Genomic DNA, 24,329 nt, shown 5'->3' with positions numbered 1-24,329 from the left:
TTCTACCTTTAGAGCTATCTTTAGTATTTCCAATAAAAATATACCATAATCAACATTTTTATGCAAACAATTCCCATGGTATCAGCTTAGAATAGGGATAATTGGTTCTTATCCGGCAAGGCTTCCAAGCAGCCGTGATTGTCCAGGTACTCGATGATTGTCTTGGAGACTCGACCTCTTTGTTGAAGATCTTCTTTAGAGAGAAACTCCCCATTCTGTCTTGCATTCACAATATTGATGGCCGCATTTGTCCCAAGCCCGGGAATCGAGTTGAACGGTGGAATCAATGAATCTCCATCTATTACAAATTCAGCCGCTTGTGAACGATACAGGTCTACCTTTTGGAACTTGTATCCCCGCTCACACATTTCAAGGGCCAACTCCAGTACTGTTAACGTGTTCTTTTCTTTTGGAGATGCATCCAGTCCTTTGCTGTTGATGTCTTCTATCTTAGCCCTGACTGCTTGTGACCCTCTCACCATGGCTTCAATATCGAAATCCTCTGCACGAACTGTGAAATAAGCAGCATAGTACAAGAGAGCATGATGCACTTTAAAGTAAGCAATACGAACAGCCATTAATACATAGGCAGCAGCATGGGCTTTCGGGAACATATATTTGATCTTCAAACAAGAATCAATATACCAGTCCGGTACCCCATTCTTTTTCATCTCTTCTACCCATTCATCCTGCAGTCCCTTCCCTTTACGTACAAACTCCATGATTTTAAAGGCAAGTGAAGGCTCGAGTCCTTGATAGATGAGATAAACCATAATATCATCACGACATCCGATTACTTCGCTCAGATTACAAATATTATTATGAATAAGCTCTTGCGCATTGCCCAGCCATACATCAGTACCATGTGAAAGTCCTGATATTTGAACAAGTTCAGAAAATGTCGTCGGTTTTGTATCCTCAAGCATTTGACGAACAAATCGTGTGCCGAATTCAGGGATCCCAAGTGTCCCGGTCTTACACATGATTTGTTCCGCTGTCACTCCGAGCGGTTCCGTTCCACTGAAGATTTTCATCACCTCAGGGTCATCTGTCGGAATCGTCTTTGGATCGACACCTGATAAATCCTGAAGCATACGTATAACGGTTGGATCATCATGACCAAGAATATCAAGCTTCAGAAGATTATCATGAATGGAATGGAAATCAAAGTGTGTTGTTTTCCATTCCGAGCTTGAATCATCAGCAGGGAATTGAATTGGTGAGAAATCGTAGATATCCATATAATCAGGTACTACGATGATCCCTCCAGGATGCTGTCCCGTTGTTCTTTTCACTCCGGTACATCCACTTACCAATCGATCGATTTCTGCTCCGCGGATTTGCAGCTGATGATCATTGGCGTATCCTTTTACATACCCGTAGGCGGTCTTTTCCGCCACTGTACCGATTGTACCTGCCCGATATACATTATCTTCACCGAACAGAACCTTCGTATAGTTATGGGCGTTAGGCTGATACTCACCCGAGAAGTTCAAATCGATATCAGGAACTTTGTCTCCTTTGAATCCAAGGAATGTTTCAAACGGAATATCATGACCATCCTTCTTGTATGGAATTCCACAATCAGGACAATCTTTATTGGGCAAATCAAACCCGGATCCTACTGATCCGTCATCAAAGAACTCGGATTTCTTGCAAGATGGACATACATAGTGTGGAGGTAAAGGATTTACTTCCGTTATTTCTGTCATTGTTGCAACAAAAGAAGAACCTACTGATCCACGGGATCCTACCAGATACCCATCATCCAATGACTTTTTCACGAGCTTATGTGAGATTAAATAGATGACTGCGAATCCATGCCCGATAATACTCTTTAATTCCTTTTCGAGCCTTGCTTCTACAATTTCAGGCAGCTTCTCTCCGTAAATGCTTTTCGCCATGGCATAGCTCATGCGACGCATTTCTTCATCAGCGCCTTCAATTTTAGGCGTATAAAGATCATCTCTGATTGGTTTAATTACGTCTACAAGGTCGGCTATTTTGTTGGAGTTATCCACAACAATTTCTTTCGCTGTTTCTTTTCCTAAGAAAGAAAATGCATCCAGCATCTCATTCGTTGTTCTAAAATGAACATCAGGAAGTTCGTGTCGGTTTAACGGATTCGCTCCGCCTTGAGAGCCAACAAGAATTTTCCGGTAAATCTTGTCGTTTTCATTTAAGTAATGAACGTTACCGGTAGCCACTACCGGCTTATCCAACTTCTTACCAAGATCCACTATGTTTTTAATGATATCTTCAAGGTTTTTCTGACTTTGCACCAAATCCAACTCGATTAAATGTTGATAGACTTCTCTTGGATGAACTTCAAGGTAATCATAAAATTGAGCAGTATCCTCAACTTCTTCTTTCCCTTTTTGCATCATCCCTTCAAACACTTCGCCTTTGTCACAGCCTGAACCTACGAGAATTCCCGTTCGATACTTTTGAAGCTGAGAGCGGGGAATTCGCGGAACACGGTAAAAATAATTCATGTGAGATATGGATACTAGTTTATAAAGGTTCTTTAAGCCTTCTTCCGTTTGGGCAATCAGTGTACAGTGATAGGGTCTTGACCGCTTGTATGCATCACCTTTCCCCATGTAATCATTGAATTGATTATGATTGGTGATACCTTTTTCAACGGCATCCTTCAGCATTTTCAATAACAAGTATCCAGTTGTTTCCGCATCATAGATCGCTCGGTGATGCTGGGTAAGTTCAATATCAAATTTCTTTGCTAACGTATTTAAACGATGATTCTTGAATTGAGGATACAGGAGTCTTGCAAGCTCCAGCGTATCGATGACAGGGTTAGTCGCTTTAGGCAGTCCTGCTTTTTGATACCCTGCATTCAAGAAACCCATATCAAAGGAAGCATTATGTGCAACTAATATATCTTCTCCTGCCCATTTATGATAGTCGTGAAGAACATCGTTTATGTCAGGAGCCGTTTGCACCATATCATCAGTGATCCCCGTTAATTCAATGGTTGTCGCGGATAACGGATGATGAGGGTTGGCAAACGATTCAAATTTGTCAATGACCTCACCATCTTTGATTTTCACAGCGGCGAGTTCAATGATGGTGTCGTAAACCGCCGAAAGTCCAGTCGTTTCAACGTCAAAGACAATATAGGTACTATCTTCTAAAGGAAGATCCCGGTCGTTATAGGCAATTGGCACTCCATCATCTACAAGATTCGCCTCAACCCCATACAGCAGTTTAATATCATTTTTCTTGCTTGCGCTGTATGCCTCAGGGAACGACTGTGCAACGGCATGATCCGTTATCGCAACCGCTTTATGTCCCCATTTTTTTGCTTGGGCAACAAGACTTGCCACTGAAGAAACGGCATCCATCTGACTCATTGGGGTATGCATGTGAAGCTCCACCCTTTTTTCATCAGCAGGAGCAGTATCCAATCTCAGAACCGGTTTGATTTCATTCACATCGTTGGCGATCATCACCAGGTCACGTACGAATGTATCATTTTGAATACTTCCTCGACAGCGGACCCACATACCTTTTTTCATATTGTTCATGATAGCAGCGTCCTCTTTGTCCCTCGAAAACATTTTGACCAGGATGGAACTTGAGTAGTCTGTTACTTTAAATGTTAATAAAGTACGACCGCTACGTAATTCACGTGTTTCACAATGGAAAACATACCCTTCAATGGCGATTCGGCGTTCTTCGTCATAAATCTCTTCAATCTTTCGGAAGTCAGCATCGTCTTTAATCGTAAGACCAAGCATGAATGGACCGCTGGGTGCATCACTTGCTTCCTCTTTTTCAGCCTTTTCCATTTCAATGAGAGCTTGTTTGGCTCTCTCTTGATCTTCTTTAAGCTTTTCTTCTAAAAACTTCTCATACTCATTGCTTTGTTCCTCTACTTGACTTACCTCTGCATCCAATACTAGTTTAGGAAAGCCAAAGTTCTCGAAAGTAGAGGTGATCATTTCACCGTATTTTCTCTTTAACTGTGTAGCTTCTGTATCATTGGAAGCAAACACAATAATTTTATTTCCGTTGATTTTCGGCTTTTGAGTATTTAATAATTTTAATAATGGTGGTGAAATACCTTGGATTTCTTTCACACATTCCTGCCAATAATCTAAAATGTGCTGATCTGATATTTGGGTATTCACCACTTTTATCGTAAATCCCACGTTTGCAATATGTTTAAAGGATGTTTGCAGTGCGATTGAAAATTTATTCCACACGTTACACGGGATGATTTCTTCGAATGTAAAGTAAAAATGCCATTTCTTCTCCTTGCGAAACACCGCTAGTTTTTCAATTTCAGCGTATTGAAAGTACTTCACAAAGGCATCCTCTGTTAACCCTAATTGCTTTAGTAACAGTTGAAACCTCTCTCTTTTGCCCAGGGGCTTTTCTTCCATGATCCTTCTCCCCCATTTCTAATCGTGTTATTTACAGTAGAAAAAGGGCTGACAGCTAAGGATTGACTCCTTTAAAGTCGAGCCCTTTTCTTTTTAAGAAAGAGTCTTGTATAGTTCTTGCAGTTTTGGCAGAAGCTCGTCCCTATGCACTTCCAGCATCTCACCTGTGCTTCTTACTTTCACTTCAACAATGCCTTCTCCTGCCTTCTTCCCGACCGTTATGCGAATTGGAAGTCCAATCAGGTCAGAGTCAGCGAATTTAACACCTGGACGCTCGGCCCGGTCATCCATTAATACATCATAACGATTTTCTTTAAATGTGTCATATAGTTCGTTTGCAAGTATAGCCTGTGCTTCATCCTTCATATTAACCGGAATTAAATGAAGGTCATATGGTGAAAGATTCGTAGGCCAAACCAGACCATTGTCATCATTAAATTGCTCTGCAACTGCTGCAAGGGTACGAGAGACACCTATTCCGTAACAACCCATGATGATCGACTGAGATCGGCCATTTTCATCTAAGAATGAGCTGCCTAATGCGTCTGAATATCTTGTCCCCAGTTTAAATACATGTCCCACTTCGATTCCTTTAGCGAAAACAATCGTACCATTTCCGTCAGGAGAAGGGTCACCTTCCTGAATGAAGCGAAGATCTGCGTATTGAGAAACCTCAAAATCACGTTCAGGGTTCACGTTTGTGAAATGGTATCCTGCTTCGTTTGCTCCTGCTACACCGTTTCGAATGTATTTAACTGCTTGATCAGCAACAATTTTCACGTCTTTATCTAATGAACAAGGGCCAATTGATCCGATTTCACATCCGATGAGCTCTTTCGTTTCTTCGGCTGATGCCAATTCAACTACACTTGCATTTAGAAGGTTCTTCACTTTGATATCATTAATTTCATGATCACCACGGGATAATACCAGTACATAATCATCATCTACCTTAAATAGGAGCGACTTCACACATTGATCTTTCTCAATAGACAGGAAAGAGGAAACTTCTTCAATCGATTTACTCTCTGGTGTTGATACCTTTTCCAATTCAAGCATCTCATCATCCGATTGAGTATAGGAATCCACTACTTCAGCCATTTCGATATTCGCTGCATAATCCGATTTATCGGAGTATGCAATCGTATCTTCGCCGACTTCAGATAACACCATAAATTCATGTGTATCCTTACCGCCCATCGCTCCAGAGTCAGCGATAACTGCTCTGAAATTCAGCCCGCATCGGCTGAATATTTTTGAATACGCCTGAAATAATGCATCGTATGTTTGATCCAGGCTTTCAGAAGAAGAATGGAATGAATAGGCATCCTTCATAATGAATTCCCTTCCTCTAAGGAGTCCAAAACGTGGACGCTTTTCATCACGGAATTTAGTTTGAATTTGATACATCGTGACGGGTAGACGTTTATATGATTTAATTTCGTCCCTTACTAAACTTGTAATCACTTCCTCATGTGTTGCTCCAAGGGCAAATTCACGATCATGGCGATCACGCATTCTCATTAATTCAGGGCCATACGTTCCCCAGCGTCCCGATTCTTTCCAGAGCTCGGAAGGCTGCAGGGCAGGCATGAGCATTTCAACAGCACCGGCTGCATCTAATTCTTCACGAACAATCTCTTCCACTTTTTTTAATACTTTATTTCCTAATGGCAAAAAGCTATAAATACCACTTGCATTTTGTCTTATGAATCCTGCTCTCAAGAGAAGCTGATGACTCTTAATTTCTGCATCAGCTGGTGTTTCTCTTAAAGTAGGGATGAATGTATTACGTTGCTTCATCTATTAGCACCTCAGTTACCATATATATTATTTATGTAGTGTGGGAATTTCCTTGTTACTATTTTATCTTAAATCAACAGGCAGTGACACCCTCATTTTTTGATTCTGGAGGGAGAAACTGCCTGTTCATGTTTCATGTATCATATTTTATAAGAAAAACCTTTGAATGTCGTTCCATGTAACAACGAGCATGAGAACCATGAGCAGGGCAAACCCGACAAAATGGACCATTCCTTCCATTTGGCGATCCACCGGTTTCCCTCTTACCGCTTCAACTGCGAAGAACAGGAGTCTGCCTCCGTCAAGGGCAGGAATTGGCAGAAGGTTCATAATTCCCAGGTTGATACTAAGGATGGCAGCCCATCTCATTAAGTAGAATATACCCGATTTAGCAACAACATCCGTTGACTGATAGATTCCGACCGGCCCTGATAAAGCATCGATTGAAAACTCACCGGACACAAGCTTTCCTAATAGAACAAAAATCATTTTGGTCCATTCATAGGTTTGCTGTGCACTATTGGTCACCACTTTGAGAGGCGACTTTTCAACAGGACTATGAACACCAATAATCCCTATTTCTTCCCCTTCTATTTCTTGAGGTTTTGGGGTAACTGAAATCTCTGTGTTTGAGCCGTTACGATCAACATTAAACCGCAGTTCATCGCCTGGGTGTTTCTGTATGATGGTGACAATATCATCCCATGTGGAAATCTCTTTACCGTCTATACTTAAAATCACGTCATTTTTCTGAAGGCCGGCTTCTTTTGCTGCCCCATCTTCTGTGAGTTCGCCAAGAACAGGATCATTCGTAGGAACCCCTTGCAATAAGCCTACAAGAATGAAAATGAAGAAGGCTAAAATAAAGTTAAATAGCGGCCCCGCAAAAATGGCCATCGCCCGTTGGGGTAGTGACTTAGATGCAAATTGTCGATCCCATGGAGCGATTTGTGTCTCGACACCATCTTCAATGAATACGGCGTCCCTGGAGATTAAAAAGGTTTTCAGTTCCTCCTCGTCTTCTTCGTATCCACGAATATGCAGTCTGTGCTCTAAATCCGCTTCTTCTACCTCAATGACACGAATGTTCGGATAGCGATCTTTGTTATTTAAGACAATTTTTTTAATTTTTTCATCCTGATCGAGTACAAGACCAACCCGATGTCCGGCCTTTAGCTCAACCATTTCCGGATCTTCCCCGGCCATTCGGACAAAGCCCCCAAGAGGCAATAAGCGAATCGTATAGGTTGTTTCATCCTTTTTGTATGAAAACACTTTAGGACCAAACCCTATTGCGAATTCACGGCATAAAATGCCTGCACGCTTCGCGAAAATTAAATGTCCAAGCTCATGAAAAAATACTAAAGCTCCAAAAATAACAACAAAGGCAATCACCGTTTGCAAATAAAAAACCACCTTTTTTATAACCTGTTGGTAACAGATCTAAATGTTTGAAGTATAGGTAAGAAACATGTCCACTATCATTCTACGTTACAGAACATGTAAAAATGCCCAAGTACTCTACAACCAGCTTAAAACAAGTTGTCGAGTCTGTTGATCAATCTCATGTATGGTTTCAAGATCTGGTCTATGTATCACTTGATGAATAGACATAGCCTTCTCAATACACGCTTCAATGTCCAGGAAAGATATCTTATTTTCCAGGAACATGGAAACTGCCGCTTCATTTGCAGCATTAAGTACCGTCGTCATACTGCCGCCGATCCGTCCTGCTTCATAGGCAAAAGCAAGACAGCGGAAACGATTTAAATCCATCTCTTCAAAATGAAGCTTACCCATTTCGACTAAATCCAATCTCTTACCTGGTCTATTAAGTCTGTCGGGATAGGTTAAAGCATATTGAATCGGAACACGCATATCAGGCGTACCTAATTGAGCCATCACAGATGAATCGTGGAATTGAATCATGGAGTGGATAATGCTCTCTCTATGTTGCACCACCTCAATTTGGTCATATGGAATATCAAATAACCAATGTGCTTCTATGACCTCTAACCCTTTGTTCATCATTGAAGCAGAGTCAATGGTAATCTTTGCTCCCATTGACCAGTTCGGGTGATTCAAGGCTTCTGTTACTGTGACACCCACTAATTCTTTTCTCGTCCGGTCTCTGAAGCTGCCTCCGGATGCTGTAATGATCAGTTTTTCAATATTCTTTTCTTGTTCCCCCTGCAGCGCTTGGAATATGGCAGAATGCTCACTATCAACCGGCAGTAAAGTAGTATTCTTTTTCCGGGCAGCCTCCATCACCAGATGTCCAGCCGTTACAAGCGTTTCCTTATTGGCAATCGCAATCATTTTCCCTGCTTCGATGGCTTGTAATGTGGGGTGAAGCCCCACGCTTCCCAACACTGCGTTAACGAGTATGTCCGCATCCTGATGGCAAGCCACCTCCACCAAGCCTTCTTCCCCATATAGAACCTTTACTGAAGATGGCATTTCATTCTTTAGTAATTCAGCATCCTCTTTTCGTTGAACAGAAATCATTTGAGGATTGAATTCTACAATCATTTTTCTAGCTTCTTCTATATTTCTGCCAACAGTCATAGCTGTCAGTTTGAATTCATCAGGGTGCTCACGGATTACATCAAGGGTTTGTGTCCCTATAGAACCGGTAGCTCCCAATAAGCTAATCTTTTTCAACAACTACACTCCTCCCACTAGAAGCCTTCTACCTTTATAAAAGAAAGTGAAGAAGGGGAAACACAAATAATAAACTATCAAAACGATCCAGCATTCCACCATGTCCCGGTAATAAATGTCCGGAATCTTTTACTTTGTAATGTCTTTTCAAAGCTGATTCGACCAGGTCTCCAACTTGTCCAAAGACGGATAGAATTGCAGTCACGATAATAAGTTTAGGAATGGACATATCAAGATCAGTGAAAAACGTCATGATAACTCCAACTACGATGGCACAAATAATCCCGCCAACAAAACCTTCGATAGTTTTATTCGGACTGATTTGAGGCCATAGCTTCTTTTTCCCCATTGCTCTTCCGATGAAATAAGCACCTGAGTCTGTTGCCCATATGATAAATAAAGCGTAGAAAACAAACTGTACTCCTTCATCCAAACGGATCTCCATAAAGTAATAGAAACCAATTCCTATATATAAAATGCTTAACAGAGCAAAAGACACATCATCGAATGTATAACGGTTCTTAGTTGCTACTGTATATGTTAAGAAGAGCAGCACGGCAAGAAAAGCCATTTCGATCTTGGAATAGCCAAAGTCTGCTAAAATCCCGATAGCATCGGTTGGGATCAAAAATACCCACAACAGGGCCAAAGATAATAACCCGGGAACAGTAAAAATCCATTGCCCTCTCATTTTTAATGCTTCATATAAACTGATGGAAGCAATAAGATACATTAAAATTATAAATGGTGTTTCACCAAAGATGATGATTGGCAAAAATATCGCTGCAGCTATCACTGCTGTAATAATTCTTTGTTTCATTAGGATTCCTCGCTTTGTAACCCACCAAATCTTCTTGAACGACCTTGATATGCTTCAATTGCTTCAATTAAATGTTCCTTGCCAAAATCCGGCCACAGTACGTCTGTAAAAAAGAACTCTGTATAAGCTAATTGCCAAAGCATAAAGTTACTTAAGCGGATTTCTCCACTCGTTCGAATAAGCAGGTCTGGATCTTTTAAATCTTTCGTCATCAAGTAACTTGAAAACACTTCTTCATTCAATTGGTTCTCATCTAGTATTCCATTCTGAACATCTTTTAAGACATGCTTCATAGAATCAATAATTTCTGAGCGGCTGCCGTAATTTAAAGCAAAGTTTAATATCAGACCGTCATTATTCTCCGTAGCTTCCATCGCCTTAGTGACGGCTCCCTTAGTGTGGCTCGGCAATGCATCAGGAGAACCCATCATTTTCACCTGAACGTTTTCTTCTACTAATTCAGGTAGAAAGGTTCCTAAAAATTCTTCTGGCAACTTCATAAGAAACTCAACTTCCATTTTTGGACGTTTCCAATTCTCGGTCGAAAAAGCATAAAGAGTTAAAGCTTCTACACCTAATTCGTTTGCCAATTTCGTTATTCTTCTAACACATTTCATGCCTTCATGATGTCCAGCGACTCTAGGTAGGGCTCTTTTTTTTGCCCACCTTCCATTACCATCCATAATAATAGCTATATGACCCGGAATCGGGTGTTTTACTAATTCTTGAAATCGAACATCCACTTCTTCGGAAGTTTGCTGTCTTTTCCATTGCTTAAGCTTGTTTAGCATAAAATCCTCCACCAACAATCCAAAAAATATTTACCTTTACTATCATATCAAAAAATAAGGAAGATATCTTTAAGAAAATAGATTATGTACATTCATATATGTATTTTGAACGTTAAACGATGTTTCTCTCAAAACGAATTAAATCATTCAATCAGAGAAATGGAGAAGCCGGCTATCATCATAGACACTCTAAACAAGCATAAAACAAAGGGACCGGCCCATAAGGAATATGAGTTCACTTATAGGTCAGCCCCTTAGGATTAGAATATGATTAATTATACTTCTAACATTTCTTGTTCTTTATCTTTTGCAATGCCATCAATCTTGACAATGCTTTCATCTGTTGCTTTCTGAACATCATCAGAATATCCACGAAGGTCATCTTCTGTAATGTCCCCGCTTTTCTCTTTCTTCTTAAGATCATCATTTGCATCACGACGAATATTACGGATCGCCACTTTTGCATCTTCAGCTTCTTTTTTCACAAGCTTCACAAGTTCTTTACGTCGTTCTTCCGTTAATGCGGGAACAACGATTCGAATAATGTTCCCGTCACTTGTAGGTGTAATTCCCAAGTCTGATTTCAATATCGCCTTTTCAATATCACCTAAAGCTGATTTATCATAAGGCTGGATGACTAACATACGGGCCTCAGGAATTGAAATACCTGCTAATTGATTAACAGGTGTTGGTGCACCATAGTAATCAACTGTAATCTTATCAAGTAGAGATGCGTTTGCTCTTCCTGCACGGATACTTGCTAACTCACGAGAAAATGTTTGAATAGCTTTTGTCATTCTTTCTTTTGCGTTTGTGATGATCGTATTTGGCATTATGCTTTCCCCCTAACGATTGTACCTATATTCTCACCTGTGATGGCTCTCTTAATATTCCCATCCTCCATAATAGAGAATACAATAAGTGGGATATCATTGTCCATACAAAGAGAAGAAGCTGTTGAATCCATTACAGCCAAACCTTCTTTCAGAACATCTAAATAGGAAAGTTCTTCATATTTAACAGCCGTCTCGTCCTTCTTAGGATCTGCTGAATATACACCATCTACGTTGTTTTTAGCCATCAGGATGACTTCTGCTTCGATTTCAGCTGCTCGAAGTGCCGCAGTAGTGTCGGTTGAGAAGTATGGATTTCCCGTACCTGCTGCAAAAATCACAACACGTTTCTTCTCTAAGTGACGGATGGCTCTGCGTCTGATATAAGGTTCTGCCACTTGACGCATATCAATTGAAGTTTGAACTCTAGTTTCGATGCCAATTTGCTCAAGGCTGTCTTGAAGAGCCAAAGAATTCATAACGGTAGCCAGCATCCCCATATAGTCAGCAGATGCACGATCCATTCCCATCTCACTACCTATCTTACCACGCCAAATATTACCTCCGCCAACGACAACTGCAACTTCAACATCAAGTTCAGCAATTTCTTTTACTTCTTCTGCTACATTTTTAATGACAGAAGGGTTTATTCCGAAGCCATCATCACCTGCTAATGCTTCTCCACTAAGTTTCAGAACGACACGTTTGTATTTAGGAACGCTCATGGGAACCTCCATAAAAATAGAATTTTTCTTGAAAAATAGGGAACACGCTAAGTGTTCCCTACTAAGAATTGTTTAGCTTTTATTATTTCTTAACTTGACTCATTACCTCTTCAGCGAAGTTATCTTGACGTTTTTCAAGACCTTCCCCTACTTCGTAACGGATGAAATCAGTTAAAGTAGCTTTATTCGCTTCAAGGTATTGACGTACCTTTTGATCTGGATTCTTAACGAATGTCTGATCCAGGATACAGATATCCTCGAAGTATTTTCCAAGGCGGCCTTCAACCATTTTTTCAACGATGTTTTCTGGTTTTCCTTCGTTCAATGCTTGTTGCTTAAGTACTTCACGCTCACGCTCTACTTCTTCAGCAGAAACTTGATCACGTGAAACATATTTAGGATTTAATGCTGCAGCGTGCATAGCAACGTCTTTCGCAACATTAGCATCTGTAGTACCTTCAACCACTGTAAGAACAGCGATACGGCCACCCATGTGCAGGTATTCACCGAAAGCAGCGTTATCAGCTTTAGTACGGATCTCAAAACGACGTAGAGTGATTTTTTCTCCGATTTTAGCGATAGCAGCGTTGATGAATTCACTTACAGTTGAACCATTCGCCATTTTTTGTTCCAAAGCAACTTCAACAGTAGCCGGTTTGTTAGCTAATAAGTGATCAGCTAATTCTTTAACAAGACTTTGGAAATTTTCGTTTTTCGCAACGAAATCAGTTTCTGCATTCACTTCGAAAATGATAGCAGTATTCCCTTCGCTTGCGATGAAAGTAGTACCTTCAGCTGCAATACGGTCAGCTTTTTTAGCTGCTTTTGCAATTCCTTTTTCACGTAAAAAGTCAATTGCTTTGTCCATATCTCCATCAGTTTCAGTTAACGCTTTTTTACAGTCCATCATTCCAGCGCCAGTTTTTTCACGAAGTTCTTTAACCATTTGTGCAGTAATTGCCATAGTGGGTTTCCTCCTTAGTTTAACTATGTAGACTATATCACTCATGGGTGATAGTCAAAAATGTACTGTATCTCGAATTGAGAACAGTAGATGTGAATACTCTTTAAAAAAAGGTGATAAGGGTAAGCCCTCTTATCACCTTCCATTCATTACTCAGCTGCTACAGCTGCTTCTTCACCTTGCTTAGCTTCTAAAATAGCATCCGCCATTTTACCTGTAAGAAGCTTAACCGCACGGATTGCATCGTCATTGGCAGGAATGACAACATCGATTTCATCCGGATCACAGTTAGTATCAACAATACCCACGATAGGGATATGAAGTTTACGAGCTTCAGCTACAGCAATACGCTCTTTACGAGGGTCGATGATGAATAATGCATCAGGTAGCGTGTTCATATCTTTGATTCCGCCTAAGAATTTCACTAAGCGCTCATGTTCTTTTTTAAGTTGTACTACTTCTTTCTTAGGTAGTACTTCAAACGTTCCGTCTTCTTCCATCTTCTCGATGTTTTTAAGACGTGTAATACGTTTTTGGATCGTTTCGAAGTTCGTAAGTGTTCCACCTAACCAACGTTGGTTGATGTAGTACATACCTGCACGTTCTGCTTCTTCTTTAACAGACTCTTGTGCTTGTTTTTTCGTACCAACGAAAAGAACTTTACCGCCGTTACCAGCTAATTCTTTCACGAAGTTGTACGCTTCTTCAACCTTTTTTACTGTTTTTTGAAGGTCGATGATGTAGATACCGTTACGCTCAGTGAAGATGTATCTCTTCATTTTTGGGTTCCAACGGCGAGTTTGGTGTCCGAAATGTACACCAGCTTCTAGCAATTGTTTCATAGAAATTACTGACATGTGTGTTTCCTCCTAAATGGTTTTTGTTTTCTCCTCCGTTTCCGTCATCTTGTAGTAGAAACTATTCGTTTGAATAGCACCATCTACCTCAATCGAGAAACGTGTGTAATCACACCATGAATACTATAGCACACCTATTCCAACCAATCAAGACATTCCTACATAATTTGACGGAATTTTAGCATGAGCTCAATTTCCGTTTTCCCTTTTCCGACAGTTTGAGCTATTTCCTCGATGTCCTTCCCTTCTTTTTTTAGTGAGAGAACCTGTTGGATAAGGGGAACTTCATTAGTTTTTACTATAGGTTTCACTTCCAACTTTTTTTCGTCAGCTTCCATTTGAGGTTTTGGTGATTGCTGATAGGCCTTTGAAGCTTGTTTATATCCTGCTCCTGACCAATTGGGATTGGTTTGAAGCGGGGTACTGTTTACTTTCTCACCATCTGTTATGTCAGTGATACGTGTGTCATTATTAGCATGATGATTAAATTTCCTAATAAACTCTTCATTCTCTTCTTTCATTTCTATCAGATAAGTAGAAATGACTTCTTCCAATTCCATGATCATTTTCTCTTGTTCTTTTTCCATGTAAAGAAAACGATTTTGCCTTGAGTATAAAATGACGATCGCAAGCAAGGAAGCAATATTAAGTAGAAAAGATATAAAAAGCAGGAATGTTACCATGTCATCACCTTAGTTTAGTTTGATTTTTGTTTCTCCAAAGCATATAAAAGGACTGCTCCTTTAAACCGTATTTCCCCGGAACAGTCCATCATTATATATGGTTTTGGCTTATAGTGTGCACTGTTAATCAATAGAGTTGATTCAAGAGCCTAATAAATTGCGCAGTTTAAAAATGGCCTTGGAATGAATTTGTGAAATTCGTGACGTTGACAATTTCATGACTTCCCCGATTTCCGTCAAAGTTAATTCCTCTTTATAAAATAAGCTTAACACAAGCTGTTCTTTAGCAGAAAGCGTTAAAATCGTTTTCTCTAACTCTGTTATCTTTTCACCTTTAAGCACTTCTTCCTCAGGGGTGATCGTCTTATCATCTTTAATAGAATAGCTTTGAGACTCATGATCTTCATCGGTTAGTTGCTCATCCATGGAAAGAACATTGGCAAAGAAATGTTCATTGGTCGTTTGATATACTTCCTCAGGAGCCATCTCTAATGAGGCGGCTACTTCCTCGGCGGTCACGTGGCGTAATAAAATTTGTTCCAACTCTACTGTTTTGGCTTCGATTTTTTTCGCTCTGTCTCTTGTTGATCTTGGTAGCCAGTCTTCTTTTCTCAGTCCGTCGAGAATGGCTCCCCGGACTCTGAACGAAGCATATGTATCGAACTTTAGATCTCTTGTTGGATCAAACTTCTGAAGTGCATCCAGTAAACCCATCAACCCAAGACTCTTTATATCTTCTCTCGAGACATTTCTTGGCAGCCCAACGGAAATTCTCTGAACATGATACGACACAAGGGGCATGTATTTCTTAACTAACATATCACCTGCCTGGGTATCACGACTGTTAATCCATTTCTCCCAATATAGTTGTTCATCTGTTCGAGGGGGTTGCTGAGACATAAGAATCCTCCTTGCTTACTATTTTCTTCCTGAAACCTGCTTTAAGGTATAGAACTCCATGGTATGAGAAAACGAGTGGATCTTTCCTGTTACATTTACTCCTTGAAAGTTTTCATTAACTCATAATTCTCTTGTTCCTTCATTCACCGTGCGAACATGAAGGATTCCAGTCGACGTGAAGAATTCGATGGTCCTCCCTTTATTACCACCCAAATCCTCTGCTACAATTGGCACTCGATGCTTCAGGAGAGCCTCTTTCACCGCTTCAGCATTCCTTGGTCCAATTCTCATCACATCGCTTTTTGATTTGAATTGAAACATTTGTGCACCGCCCGCCATTTTGCACTTAAGACTCTCAACTTTCGCACCCCGTTCTCCCAGTTGTCGAATGAGTTCCTCTATTCCAGTGTCTGCATATTTAGCTAAGTTCATGGAAGGCTCTTTCCCTAACGATGAATGAGGGAGCATGACGTGGACCATACCAGCCAGTTTGATAAGCTCATCGTATAATACCACCCCTATGCAAGAACCTAAGCCCGATGTACGAATTGAACTTCCCTTACTAACGATATTCATATCTGCAATACCCACCCTTACCACTGTGTCCACTACAATCATATCTTCACACCGAGGGATTGGAAGATGATTTCAAATGAAGCGGGATCCGGTAAGAGGAAGAAGTGACCTTTCACACTTTCTGATTCATCTATCTCTTCTTCTTTTAGTGCTGTATCTATGACGATGGCATAATCACTTACCTGAGAAATTTCCAGTAAGCCGAAACCGATAATGGCACCAGCCATATCTACTGATAAAGCGGGAACAGAAGGTAATAGCTTAAGACTCGTAAAGTCGGATAAAGAGGACAAATATGAACCTGAGAGAATATTTCCTAACTCTTGCATGGCTGATAAACCTAATTCTGAATACGGTGGTTCACTAAAGGAAAAAGAACGATCCTGTATCATTGTTCGAATATAAGTAGAAGCTTGTTCAAGAGGCAATAAAAAAAACATACTTCCCGGTGCATCCCCTTCAATTCTTAAGAACACACTTACGACCACATTATCCGGTCCTCCTGCCATGTCCATCATTTCATCGAATGTAACAACCTGGACACTGGGTACCTTCATGTCAATTTTCTTATCCAGAAGAGTAGAGAGGGCAGTTGCCGCATGCCCCGCTCCTATATTTCCGATTTCTTTCAAAATATCTAAGTGCATTGACGATATTTTCTTCTCATAACCCATTCGTATCTGTTCTCCTTAGATGGATTGCAGTATTTTGTCTAAATGAAGTAGAATCAATAATCGTTTATTTTGCTTTACTACCCCACCAATGTACTCTGCTTCTACTACCCCGACAACTTCCGGTGAAGGTTCAATCATTTCTCTCTCTACATCCAACACATCATTTGCCGCATCAACGATCAATCCTACCTCTTTATCCTCTAAACCTACGATAATCACACGGGTGCTTTCGGTTGGCTCAGAAGAGGATATATCGAACCGACTTCTTAAATCTATGATGGGGGTTACGACACCACGTAAATTTATTACACCTTTAACATAGGAAGGCGTTCTAGGCACTCTTGTAATATGCTCGAGCTTCTCAATTGATCGGACCTGATCGACAGGAATGGCATACTCCTTATCCACCAATTGAAATACGATAAGCTTTAGGTCTTCTAACGTCTCTGACACTATACTCATTTCCCTTACCTCCTATTTAATCAATGCATTGCAATCTATAATCAGCGCTACCTGCCCATCCCCCAATATGGTTGCACCTGAAATGGCGAATACATCATTAAGATAATTCCCTAAAGATTTTAGTACGATTTCCTGTTGACCAATAAATGAATCCACTACTAACCCTGCCATTTTTTCTCCTTTGCGGACAACCACGACAGAATAAAACTCTTCATCTTTTGAACCTTTAGGAACTTCGAATACATCCTCCAGGAATAACAACGGAACTACCTTGCCTCTGAAATCTATCACTCTTTGATTATGTGCATTCATGATCTCTTCTTTTTTGACTATGGCCGTCTCGATAATGGAAGAAAGCGGGATTGCGTATTTCTCATCTTCTATTTCGACGAGCATGACAGATATAATCGATAAGGTTAATGGCAATTGGATAGAAAACAATGATCCTTCACCAGCACTGGAGTCAATTGTAATGGCACCACCTAATGACTCAATGGTCGCTTTAACTACATCCAATCCAACACCTCTGCCAGAGATATCTGAGATTTGATCAGCAGTTGAAAATCCTGAAGCCAGGATTAGTTCATAGATTTGCCTATCGGATAAGGTTTGCGCTACTTCTTCTGATACAATTCCTTTTTGAATCGCTTTCTCCATCACTCGCTGCTTATTAATACCTGCACCATCATCTTCTAGTTCAATAAATACATGATTTCCGCTATGATAGGCCTTCAGCTTGACCGTCCCTTGCTCAGGCTTACCATTTTTCGAGCGAACCTCTGGCATTTCAATTCCGTGATCCAGGGCATTTCTAATTAAATGGACGAGTGGATCTCCGATTTCATCAATCACCGTCCGGTCAAGTTCTGTTTCTGCCCCTATGATTTCTAATTCAATTTTCTTATTTAAATCTCTTGCAAGCTGTCTTACCATGCGGGGAAAGCGGTTAAATACTGTTTCTACGGGAACCATCCGCATAGTGAGGATGATGCTTTGTAAGTCTCCGGAAATTCGTGTCATTCTTTCAACCGTTTCATTTAATTCCGGATTATTCAAATCATTTGAGATTTGTTCCAATCTTCCTCTATCAATGACAAGTTCTTCAAAAAGGTTCATCAGTACATCCAGGCGCTCAATGTTTACACGTATTGTTTTGCTCGAAGGATTTGATTGTCTTAATGTTGAATTTGCTTCTTTAGGTATCGTGTCTTCCTTTTCTTTTACAACAACTTCTCCTGACTGTTCCTGCAATCCATTCACTTCGTTGTTGTGAATATGATGTGGAGTCAGTTCCATTAAGGTTACTTCTTCAACCTCAGAGACGTTACGTATACTCTTTTCTATGTCACTTGCATCCTCTTTTGACACAACTGCTATAACAAAGGAATGGTCGAACTGTTCTTCTTCCAGCTGATCTACAGTAGGGAAAGACTTAATGACTTCTCCGAGTTTTTCCAGCACTTCGAAAACCATATAAACTCTTGCTGCTTTTAACAAACAATCATCCCGCAAGGAAACGGTAATTTCAAAGCAACGGAATCCCTGCTCAAAGGATTGCTGAATAACGGTTTGTTCAAATGCTTCGTACTTCATGGACAATGTATATATTTCAGGGGCTATGGTTGCGGCAGCTTCATTACTTGCGGATTGTAAATCTTCACCCTTTTCAATTGCTTGTAGAAGGGTGACTACTTCCGTCACGTTCCGTTTTCCATCTCCGCCGTCCGCGATAGAAAACACCATTGCTTCCAGGTCGTCAACGGATTTAAAGACTACATCCAATATTTTGGGTGTCACTTTTATTTTTTCATTACGTATAGCATCCAGAACATTCTCCATTTTATGGGTAAGGTTTGCTAAATCTTCGTAACCCATCGTTGCAGACATTCCTTTTAACGTGTGAGCTGAACGAAAAATTTTATTAACAATCGCCAGGTTTTCAGGATTTTTCTCCAATTCCAGTAGTTGCTCATTACAAGTTTGTAGATTTTCCTTACTCTCTTCTATAAAAACTTCTAAATATTGACTCAATTCCATGTGCTCCACACCTCTCTACAGCATGTACTTCATAATAGTTCGAGAAATATCCTCGATATGTTCCACGCTGTCCACTAAATTTGTAGCGATAGCCGATTTCGGCATTCCAAACACAATACAAGTCTCTTTTGATTCTGCAATGGCTTTCACTTCGCCTGTTTCTTTAAGCTTGATCAATCCTTCGGAGCCATCGGAGCCCATCCCCGTCATAATGACAGCTATTTTGCCATAATTTCGAAGCAGGCTTGCGGATTCAAACAATATGTCTACGGAAGGTCTGTGACCATTTCGTGGTGCTTCTTCCTTTGATAGTTCAAAGGCTAAATGTGCTCCATGGTCTACCACCTTCGTATGAAAACCACCTGGTGCTATATATGCTGTTCCTTTTTGAAGGATTTCTTCATGCTCCGCTTCCTTCACTTTAATGGCTGATTGACCATCTAACCGATTGGCCAGTGAGTTGGTAAATCCGGGTGGCATATGCTGCACGACGACCACTGGTGCATCCAGTTGAGGAGATAGTTCTGTGAGCACCTGCTGTAAAGCGCGTGGACCTCCTGTTGATGTTCCAATAAGGATCAATTTCGGTGAACCTCTGGTCCATTTATGTTCTGAAGGTATTGTTGGTACACCTCTATTAGCAGATTCACTTGACTTTGTCCTTTTTCGAAATGCGCTGGTTATTTTCGTCATGTTCACCTTGCTTGCCGATATTACTTTTTCAACCATTTCATCTTGAACTTTATGAAGGTCTAATGAAATGGTTCCTGAAGGTTTCGCGATAAAATCAACAGCTCCAAGCTCCATTGCTTTGACAGTCTCCTCCGCCCCCTCTTTGGTAGTAGATGAGAGCATCACGACAGGTACCGGACATTCCCCCATGATTCTCCTTAAGGCTTCTATTCCATTCATCTTTGGCATTTCCACGTCAAGGGTCACGACGTCAGGACGGAGTTTTTTAATTTTTGAGATCGCGTCTTCACCATTTCTTGCAATTCCTATCACTTCTAGCTGTTTGGAGGCTGTAAGAAAATCACCAATAAGTTTTCTCATAAATGCTGAATCATCTACAACTAGAACTTTTTTCATTCAGGAATTTTACCTCCCAAAAAATAAATTTCTCATACTCTTTAAAAAGCCTGCCTGTTTCGTCACTGGTCGATTCGTTCCCCCGACAAGAAGATGCAACATCGTACGCAGACTTAAAGTCATGGCTGAAGCAGGGTATCCGACGACTATTGGTGTTTGATGAATGACCGCCTTCCTTACTGTTGAATCTTCAGGCAAGACTCCTAAAGAATCTATCTCTTTATGGAGGAATTTCCTCACCGTTTCTTGTAATCTCGTAATCGTTTCAAGACCTTCCTTCTTGAATTCTGCCCGATTACATATCATATAGAACCGTTTCTCTTGATCCCTCAAATATATATATTTCATCATCGAGTAGGCATCTGTAATCGAGGTAGGTTCAGGTGTCGTGACAACAATGATTTCGTCCATCGCCAAGAGAAATTCCAACGTCTCTTTCGTAGCTCCTGCACCCATATCAAAAAGTATGTAATCATAATTTTGAACTGCATACTCCATCACTTCAAAGAACCGTTCTATCTGCTCCTCTTTCCACTCCACTATATTTTTCAGACCATTCCCCCCACTTATGTAAGAGATACCATGAACATTTTCACATATAATTGTACTGATATCCGGTTCTTTTTCCTCAATATAATCCATGATTGAGTAGGAATGATGACTTCCTAGTAAAATATGAATATTTCCCATGCCGATATCCAGGTCAACTAATAATACTTTCTTATTTTCTTTACCAAGCAAAACGGAAAGGTTAGTGGAGATATTCGATTTTCCAACCCCACCCTTTCCGCTTACTACTGCAATCGTTTTAGCGGGAGAAGAGTCGCCAATGAGCATTTTCCTCCTTAGGTTATATGCTTGATCTTTCATATCGAAATCCTTTCATTAGTAAATGACCTATTTCTTCAACATCCACCTCGGTAATATCCTCCGGTACATCCTGACCGGTCGTTACATAAGATGTACCGATCTTCACCTCTGTCATCATATTGATCATAGAACCGTAACTGGATGTTTCATCTAGTTTCGTGAAAATAAATCGATCAATGTCAATCGAAGAAAACTGTGAAATGATTTCCTTCATATCTCTCTCCTTGCTCGTAAGGGAAAGAACCAGGAACGTCTCCATTTGTTGGTCGAAATCAATAATTTCCCGCAAATCCTCTACATATTTCTTTTCTCTAAAATTCCTGCCTGCAGTATCAATGAAGACATGGTCGTAGTCCTGGAATTTGTCGATTGCTTTTTTAAAGTCTTCTATTTTATAGACTACTTCAACTGGAACATTCAACAGACCTGCATACGTCTTTAATTGCTCGATCGCTGCTATACGATACGTATCTGTCGTGATGAAAGCTATTTTCATCCGTTTTTCAATGACTGCTTCAGCCGCCATTTTCGCTAAAGTAGTTGTTTTCCCCACACCCGTTGGGCCAATCACGTTAATGTATTTCTTCTTGTAACTCATACCACCAAGAGCGATTCCTTCCAGAAGACCTTCCAGAAAATGTTTGACTTCCTGTTTAGCCCATTCATTTCGATTGTTCCCTGGAAGAAATCCACTCTTGATTCTCTCCTCAAGATAGTCACCCAATCGGAAGAGAGTTGTATCACTCATGTCATGATTTTTGAGAAATATCAAGATTTCTTGAACATCTTCAGCAAATTTCTCGAATTGATTTTTTGATTTTATAGTAGAAATCATTTGTTTTAATTCTTTTAATTCTGACTCTACCAATTTATTAGGAACTTCGTATTTTTTTTCGGATGGGGAAGGAGGAGTAATTGGTGCAGAGGTCGCTTTCATTCTACTCATCTCTACCTTTTCACTCTCAACCTCCGGATCGATGGCTGCAATGACTTCAATCATTTTCTTTTTGAATAACCCCATGAAACCGCCCGTATATGCTATTTTAGAGTTTAGGATGACGGCATCATCCCCTAATTCAGATCTGACCTTCTTCATTGCCTCATGCATGGAAGGTGCTGCATATTTCTTTACTTTCATCCGACATTCACCACCCCTAAACTTTGTACTTCTACATTTGCTTCTAATTCGTTATATGAAATGATAGGTACTTGAGGAAAATACCTTTCTGTTAATTGTCTTACGTACATTCTCACAGCAGGGGAACACAGAATAATCGGTGGCTCCTCCATAAGAGACAACTGTTCCACTTGAGATGCGACTGCCTCCAGGATTCCTTGAGAATCGTTTGGATCCATGGATAAATAATTTCCATGTTCCGTTTGTTGAATGGCGTCGGCAATCAATTTTTCAACCTTTCCTGACATCGTCACAACTTTTAAGGAAGTATCTCCTTGAACATATTGACTGGTAATTTGTCTAGCCAACGATTGCCTGACATATTCAGCTAAAAGTTCTGTATCTGAACTCATTTTGGCATAGTCAGCAAGTGTTTCAAAAATAATCGGCAAGTTTCTGATTGACACATTTTCCTTTAACAACTTGGCTAATACTTTTTGTACTTCACCTACAGTTAAAGGATTCGGCGTCACTTCTTCCACTAATATTGGGTAGGATTCCTGCAGGTGATCAATGAGCTGTTTCGTCTCCTGCCTGCCCAGTAGCTCATGAGCATTTGTTTTGATCATTTCGGTTATGTGGGTTGACACCACTGACGGCGGATCCACAACCGTATATCCGAATATTTCTGCCTGCTCTCTCATTTCTTCTGAAATCCATTTAGCGGGAAGACCGAATGATGGCTCGATCGTATCAATTCCCTCAATGGAATCATCCTCCACACCTGGACTCATGGCTAAATAATGATCAAGCAAAAGCTCTCCACGGGCCATCTCATTGCCTTTAATTTTCAAGCGATATTCATTCGGTTGAAGTTGTATATTGTCCCGGATCCTTACTACAGGTATGACCAGGCCCAGTTCTATCGCTAATTGACGTCGTATCATTACAATCCGGTCAAGGAGATCTCCTCCCTGATTCGTATCGGCAAGGGGAATCAGACCATAGCCGAACTCAAATTCAATCGGATCCACATTCAGTAAGTTCACGACGCTCTCCGGACTTTTCATTTCGTCCTGCTCTACTTCTTCTTCCATTTCCATCAGGTCAGATTCAGTTTCCTTAGGTGACCTTGAAAGCATGAAGGCCCCTATCCCCAAAAGAGCTGCCACTGGAATAGTTAAGATGTCATTAATAGGAGTTGCTACACCCAGCATGAAGATCGTGAAGGCAGCTACATACAGCATCGCAGGATAAGCCAGTAGCTGATTCATGATATCCTGTCCCAGATTTCCTTCAGATGCAGCTCTTGTTACCACGATGCCCGTGGCGGTTGAGATCAATAGGGCAGGAATCTGGCTGACAATTCCGTCTCCTACTGTAAGTAAGGAATAACGGGTTGCCGCTTCGGCAATAGGCAGCCCTTGTTGTGTCATGCCGATAATAATACCGAAGATTAAATTGATCATGACAATGACAATCCCGGCTATGGCATCTCCCTTAACAAATTTGGATGCCCCGTCCATGGCACCATAGAAATCTGCTTCCCGACCTACTTTTTCCCGACGATTTCTGGCATCATGCTCTGAAATCATCCCGGCATTCAAATCGGCATCTATACTCATCTGCTTACCGGGCATTGCGTCAAGTGTAAACCTTGCCGCTACCTCGGACACACGCTCAGATCCTTTTGTTATGACAATAAATTGGATCACGATGAGGATGATGAATACTACCAGACCGACGAGAATGTTTCCTCCTACAACGAATGTTCCAAAAGTTTCCACAACGTCCCCTGCTTCACCTTTACTAAGGATCGATCTCGTTGTGGAAACATTTAGACCTAATCGAAAAAGTGTTAACAATAATAATAGGGAAGGAAATATAGAAAATTGCAATGGTTCATTCATGTTCATCGAGGTTAGGAGTACAAGGAGTGCAAGCGAAATATTAACGATGATCAATAAGCTTAATAACCAGGATGGGAACGGGATGATAAGCATGGCAACGATTAATATGACACTGGCTAGTACGGATAAATCTCTTGCTGACATTGTT

20 protein-coding genes are annotated in these 24,329 nt (G+C 40.6%); all 20 read right to left on the bottom strand.

Annotated elements, in window-relative coordinates; genetic code table 11:
• Positions 1-86: 86 nt before the first annotated feature.
• Positions 87-4,406 (bottom strand): PolC-type DNA polymerase III, encoded by a 4,320-nt coding sequence (locus tag ACYH0O_RS10500; RefSeq protein ID WP_482632181.1) that lies wholly within the window; start codon positions 4,404-4,406, stop codon positions 87-89.
• Between the two features lie 93 nt (positions 4,407-4,499).
• The gene (locus tag ACYH0O_RS10495; protein WP_482632180.1) at positions 4,500-6,209 is read right to left on the bottom strand and encodes a proline--tRNA ligase; all 1,710 of its coding nucleotides are present in this window, start codon (positions 6,207-6,209) and stop codon (positions 4,500-4,502) included.
• A gap of 147 nt (positions 6,210-6,356) precedes the next feature.
• Positions 6,357-7,613, bottom strand: coding sequence for an RIP metalloprotease RseP (gene rseP, locus ACYH0O_RS10490; RefSeq protein WP_149155536.1), 1,257 nt, complete (start codon positions 7,611-7,613; stop codon positions 6,357-6,359).
• A gap of 117 nt (positions 7,614-7,730) precedes the next feature.
• Complete coding sequence (dxr, locus tag ACYH0O_RS10485) at positions 7,731-8,873, bottom strand: 1-deoxy-D-xylulose-5-phosphate reductoisomerase (protein ID WP_482632542.1); 1,143 nt, start codon at positions 8,871-8,873, stop codon at positions 7,731-7,733.
• Between the two features lie 34 nt (positions 8,874-8,907).
• Positions 8,908-9,693 (bottom strand): phosphatidate cytidylyltransferase, encoded by a 786-nt coding sequence (locus ACYH0O_RS10480; protein ID WP_482632179.1) that lies wholly within the window; start codon positions 9,691-9,693, stop codon positions 8,908-8,910.
• On the bottom strand, positions 9,693-10,484 hold the full coding sequence (locus tag ACYH0O_RS10475) for an isoprenyl transferase (protein ID WP_482632178.1): 792 nt from the start codon (positions 10,482-10,484) through the stop codon (positions 9,693-9,695). The genes ACYH0O_RS10480 and ACYH0O_RS10475 overlap by 1 nt, the downstream gene beginning before the upstream one ends.
• A gap of 275 nt (positions 10,485-10,759) precedes the next feature.
• Positions 10,760-11,317 carry a ribosome recycling factor gene (frr, locus tag ACYH0O_RS10470; RefSeq protein ID WP_149155533.1) on the bottom strand — a complete coding sequence of 186 codons (558 nt, stop codon included), beginning with the start codon at positions 11,315-11,317 and terminating at the stop codon, positions 10,760-10,762.
• Complete coding sequence (pyrH, locus tag ACYH0O_RS10465) at positions 11,317-12,042, bottom strand: UMP kinase (protein WP_148968763.1); 726 nt, start codon at positions 12,040-12,042, stop codon at positions 11,317-11,319. Before pyrH ends, frr begins: the two co-directional genes overlap by 1 nt.
• A gap of 82 nt (positions 12,043-12,124) precedes the next feature.
• On the bottom strand, positions 12,125-13,006 hold the full coding sequence (tsf, locus tag ACYH0O_RS10460; protein ID WP_149155532.1) for a translation elongation factor Ts: 882 nt from the start codon (positions 13,004-13,006) through the stop codon (positions 12,125-12,127).
• Between the two features lie 149 nt (positions 13,007-13,155).
• A complete protein-coding gene (rpsB, locus tag ACYH0O_RS10455; RefSeq protein ID WP_034760179.1) occupies positions 13,156-13,863 on the bottom strand; it encodes a 30S ribosomal protein S2 in 708 nt (235 codons plus the stop codon).
• Positions 13,864-14,021: 158 nt separating this feature from the next.
• On the bottom strand, positions 14,022-14,546 hold the full coding sequence (locus tag ACYH0O_RS10450; protein WP_482632177.1) for a DUF6115 domain-containing protein: 525 nt from the start codon (positions 14,544-14,546) through the stop codon (positions 14,022-14,024).
• A 141-nt stretch (positions 14,547-14,687) separates the two neighbouring features.
• Positions 14,688-15,446, bottom strand: a complete 759-nt coding sequence (locus ACYH0O_RS10445) for a FliA/WhiG family RNA polymerase sigma factor (protein ID WP_482632176.1) — start codon at positions 15,444-15,446, stop codon at positions 14,688-14,690.
• A gap of 120 nt (positions 15,447-15,566) precedes the next feature.
• Positions 15,567-16,064: a chemotaxis protein CheD gene (locus tag ACYH0O_RS10440; RefSeq protein WP_482632175.1), complete on the bottom strand. Its 498-nt coding sequence runs from the start codon at positions 16,062-16,064 to the stop codon at positions 15,567-15,569.
• Complete coding sequence (locus ACYH0O_RS10435; protein WP_482632174.1) at positions 16,061-16,696, bottom strand: chemotaxis protein CheC; 636 nt, start codon at positions 16,694-16,696, stop codon at positions 16,061-16,063. The genes ACYH0O_RS10440 and ACYH0O_RS10435 overlap by 4 nt, the downstream gene beginning before the upstream one ends.
• Before the next feature lie 15 nt (positions 16,697-16,711).
• On the bottom strand, positions 16,712-17,158 hold the full coding sequence (locus ACYH0O_RS10430) for a chemotaxis protein CheW (protein WP_482632173.1): 447 nt from the start codon (positions 17,156-17,158) through the stop codon (positions 16,712-16,714).
• Positions 17,159-17,170: 12 nt separating this feature from the next.
• Entirely contained in the window at positions 17,171-19,195 is a 2,025-nt protein-coding gene (locus tag ACYH0O_RS10425) for a chemotaxis protein CheW (protein WP_482632172.1), read from the bottom strand.
• A gap of 15 nt (positions 19,196-19,210) precedes the next feature.
• Positions 19,211-20,284 carry a protein-glutamate methylesterase/protein-glutamine glutaminase gene (locus ACYH0O_RS10420; RefSeq protein WP_482632171.1) on the bottom strand — a complete coding sequence of 358 codons (1,074 nt, stop codon included), beginning with the start codon at positions 20,282-20,284 and terminating at the stop codon, positions 19,211-19,213.
• A 9-nt stretch (positions 20,285-20,293) separates the two neighbouring features.
• Entirely contained in the window at positions 20,294-21,154 is an 861-nt protein-coding gene (locus ACYH0O_RS10415) for a MinD/ParA family protein (RefSeq protein WP_482632170.1), read from the bottom strand.
• Positions 21,135-22,292: a flagellar biosynthesis GTPase FlhF gene (flhF, locus tag ACYH0O_RS10410; protein WP_482632169.1), complete on the bottom strand. Its 1,158-nt coding sequence runs from the start codon at positions 22,290-22,292 to the stop codon at positions 21,135-21,137. The genes ACYH0O_RS10415 and flhF overlap by 20 nt, the downstream gene beginning before the upstream one ends.
• Positions 22,289-24,325 (bottom strand): flagellar biosynthesis protein FlhA, encoded by a 2,037-nt coding sequence (flhA, locus tag ACYH0O_RS10405; protein WP_482632168.1) that lies wholly within the window; start codon positions 24,323-24,325, stop codon positions 22,289-22,291. Before flhA ends, flhF begins: the two co-directional genes overlap by 4 nt.
• Positions 24,326-24,329: the final 4 nt, after the last annotated feature.

The organism is Rossellomorea sp. H136, assembly GCF_056838065.1.
Note: the sequence above shows the minus strand (reverse complement) of the source record. Positions and strands in the feature narration are given on the sequence as shown.

What these genes read in the sequence shown, in the direction of transcription:
- ACYH0O_RS10500 (WP_482632181.1), bottom strand. Translation starts at nt 4,406, where the DNA reads ATGGAAGAAAAGCCCCTGGGCAAAAGAGAGAGGTTTCAACTGTTACTA.
- ACYH0O_RS10495 (WP_482632180.1), bottom strand. Translation starts at nt 6,209, where the DNA reads ATGAAGCAACGTAATACATTCATCCCTACTTTAAGAGAAACACCAGCT.
- ACYH0O_RS10480 (WP_482632179.1), bottom strand. Translation starts at nt 9,693, where the DNA reads ATGAAACAAAGAATTATTACAGCAGTGATAGCTGCAGCGATATTTTTG.
- ACYH0O_RS10475 (WP_482632178.1), bottom strand. Translation starts at nt 10,484, where the DNA reads ATGCTAAACAAGCTTAAGCAATGGAAAAGACAGCAAACTTCCGAAGAA.
- frr (WP_149155533.1), bottom strand. Translation starts at nt 11,317, where the DNA reads ATGCCAAATACGATCATCACAAACGCAAAAGAAAGAATGACAAAAGCT.
- pyrH (WP_148968763.1), bottom strand. Translation starts at nt 12,042, where the DNA reads ATGAGCGTTCCTAAATACAAACGTGTCGTTCTGAAACTTAGTGGAGAA.
- tsf (WP_149155532.1), bottom strand. Translation starts at nt 13,006, where the DNA reads ATGGCAATTACTGCACAAATGGTTAAAGAACTTCGTGAAAAAACTGGC.
- rpsB (WP_034760179.1), bottom strand. Translation starts at nt 13,863, where the DNA reads ATGTCAGTAATTTCTATGAAACAATTGCTAGAAGCTGGTGTACATTTC.
- ACYH0O_RS10450 (WP_482632177.1), bottom strand. Translation starts at nt 14,546, where the DNA reads ATGGTAACATTCCTGCTTTTTATATCTTTTCTACTTAATATTGCTTCC.
- ACYH0O_RS10445 (WP_482632176.1), bottom strand. Translation starts at nt 15,446, where the DNA reads ATGTCTCAGCAACCCCCTCGAACAGATGAACAACTATATTGGGAGAAA.
- ACYH0O_RS10440 (WP_482632175.1), bottom strand. Translation starts at nt 16,064, where the DNA reads ATGATTGTAGTGGACACAGTGGTAAGGGTGGGTATTGCAGATATGAAT.
- ACYH0O_RS10435 (WP_482632174.1), bottom strand. Translation starts at nt 16,696, where the DNA reads ATGGGTTATGAGAAGAAAATATCGTCAATGCACTTAGATATTTTGAAA.
- ACYH0O_RS10430 (WP_482632173.1), bottom strand. Translation starts at nt 17,158, where the DNA reads ATGAGTATAGTGTCAGAGACGTTAGAAGACCTAAAGCTTATCGTATTT.
- ACYH0O_RS10425 (WP_482632172.1), bottom strand. Translation starts at nt 19,195, where the DNA reads ATGGAATTGAGTCAATATTTAGAAGTTTTTATAGAAGAGAGTAAGGAA.
- ACYH0O_RS10420 (WP_482632171.1), bottom strand. Translation starts at nt 20,284, where the DNA reads ATGAAAAAAGTTCTAGTTGTAGATGATTCAGCATTTATGAGAAAACTT.
- ACYH0O_RS10415 (WP_482632170.1), bottom strand. Translation starts at nt 21,154, where the DNA reads ATGAAAGATCAAGCATATAACCTAAGGAGGAAAATGCTCATTGGCGAC.
- flhF (WP_482632169.1), bottom strand. Translation starts at nt 22,292, where the DNA reads ATGAAAGTAAAGAAATATGCAGCACCTTCCATGCATGAGGCAATGAAG.
- flhA (WP_482632168.1), bottom strand. Translation starts at nt 24,325, where the DNA reads ATGTCAGCAAGAGATTTATCCGTACTAGCCAGTGTCATATTAATCGTT.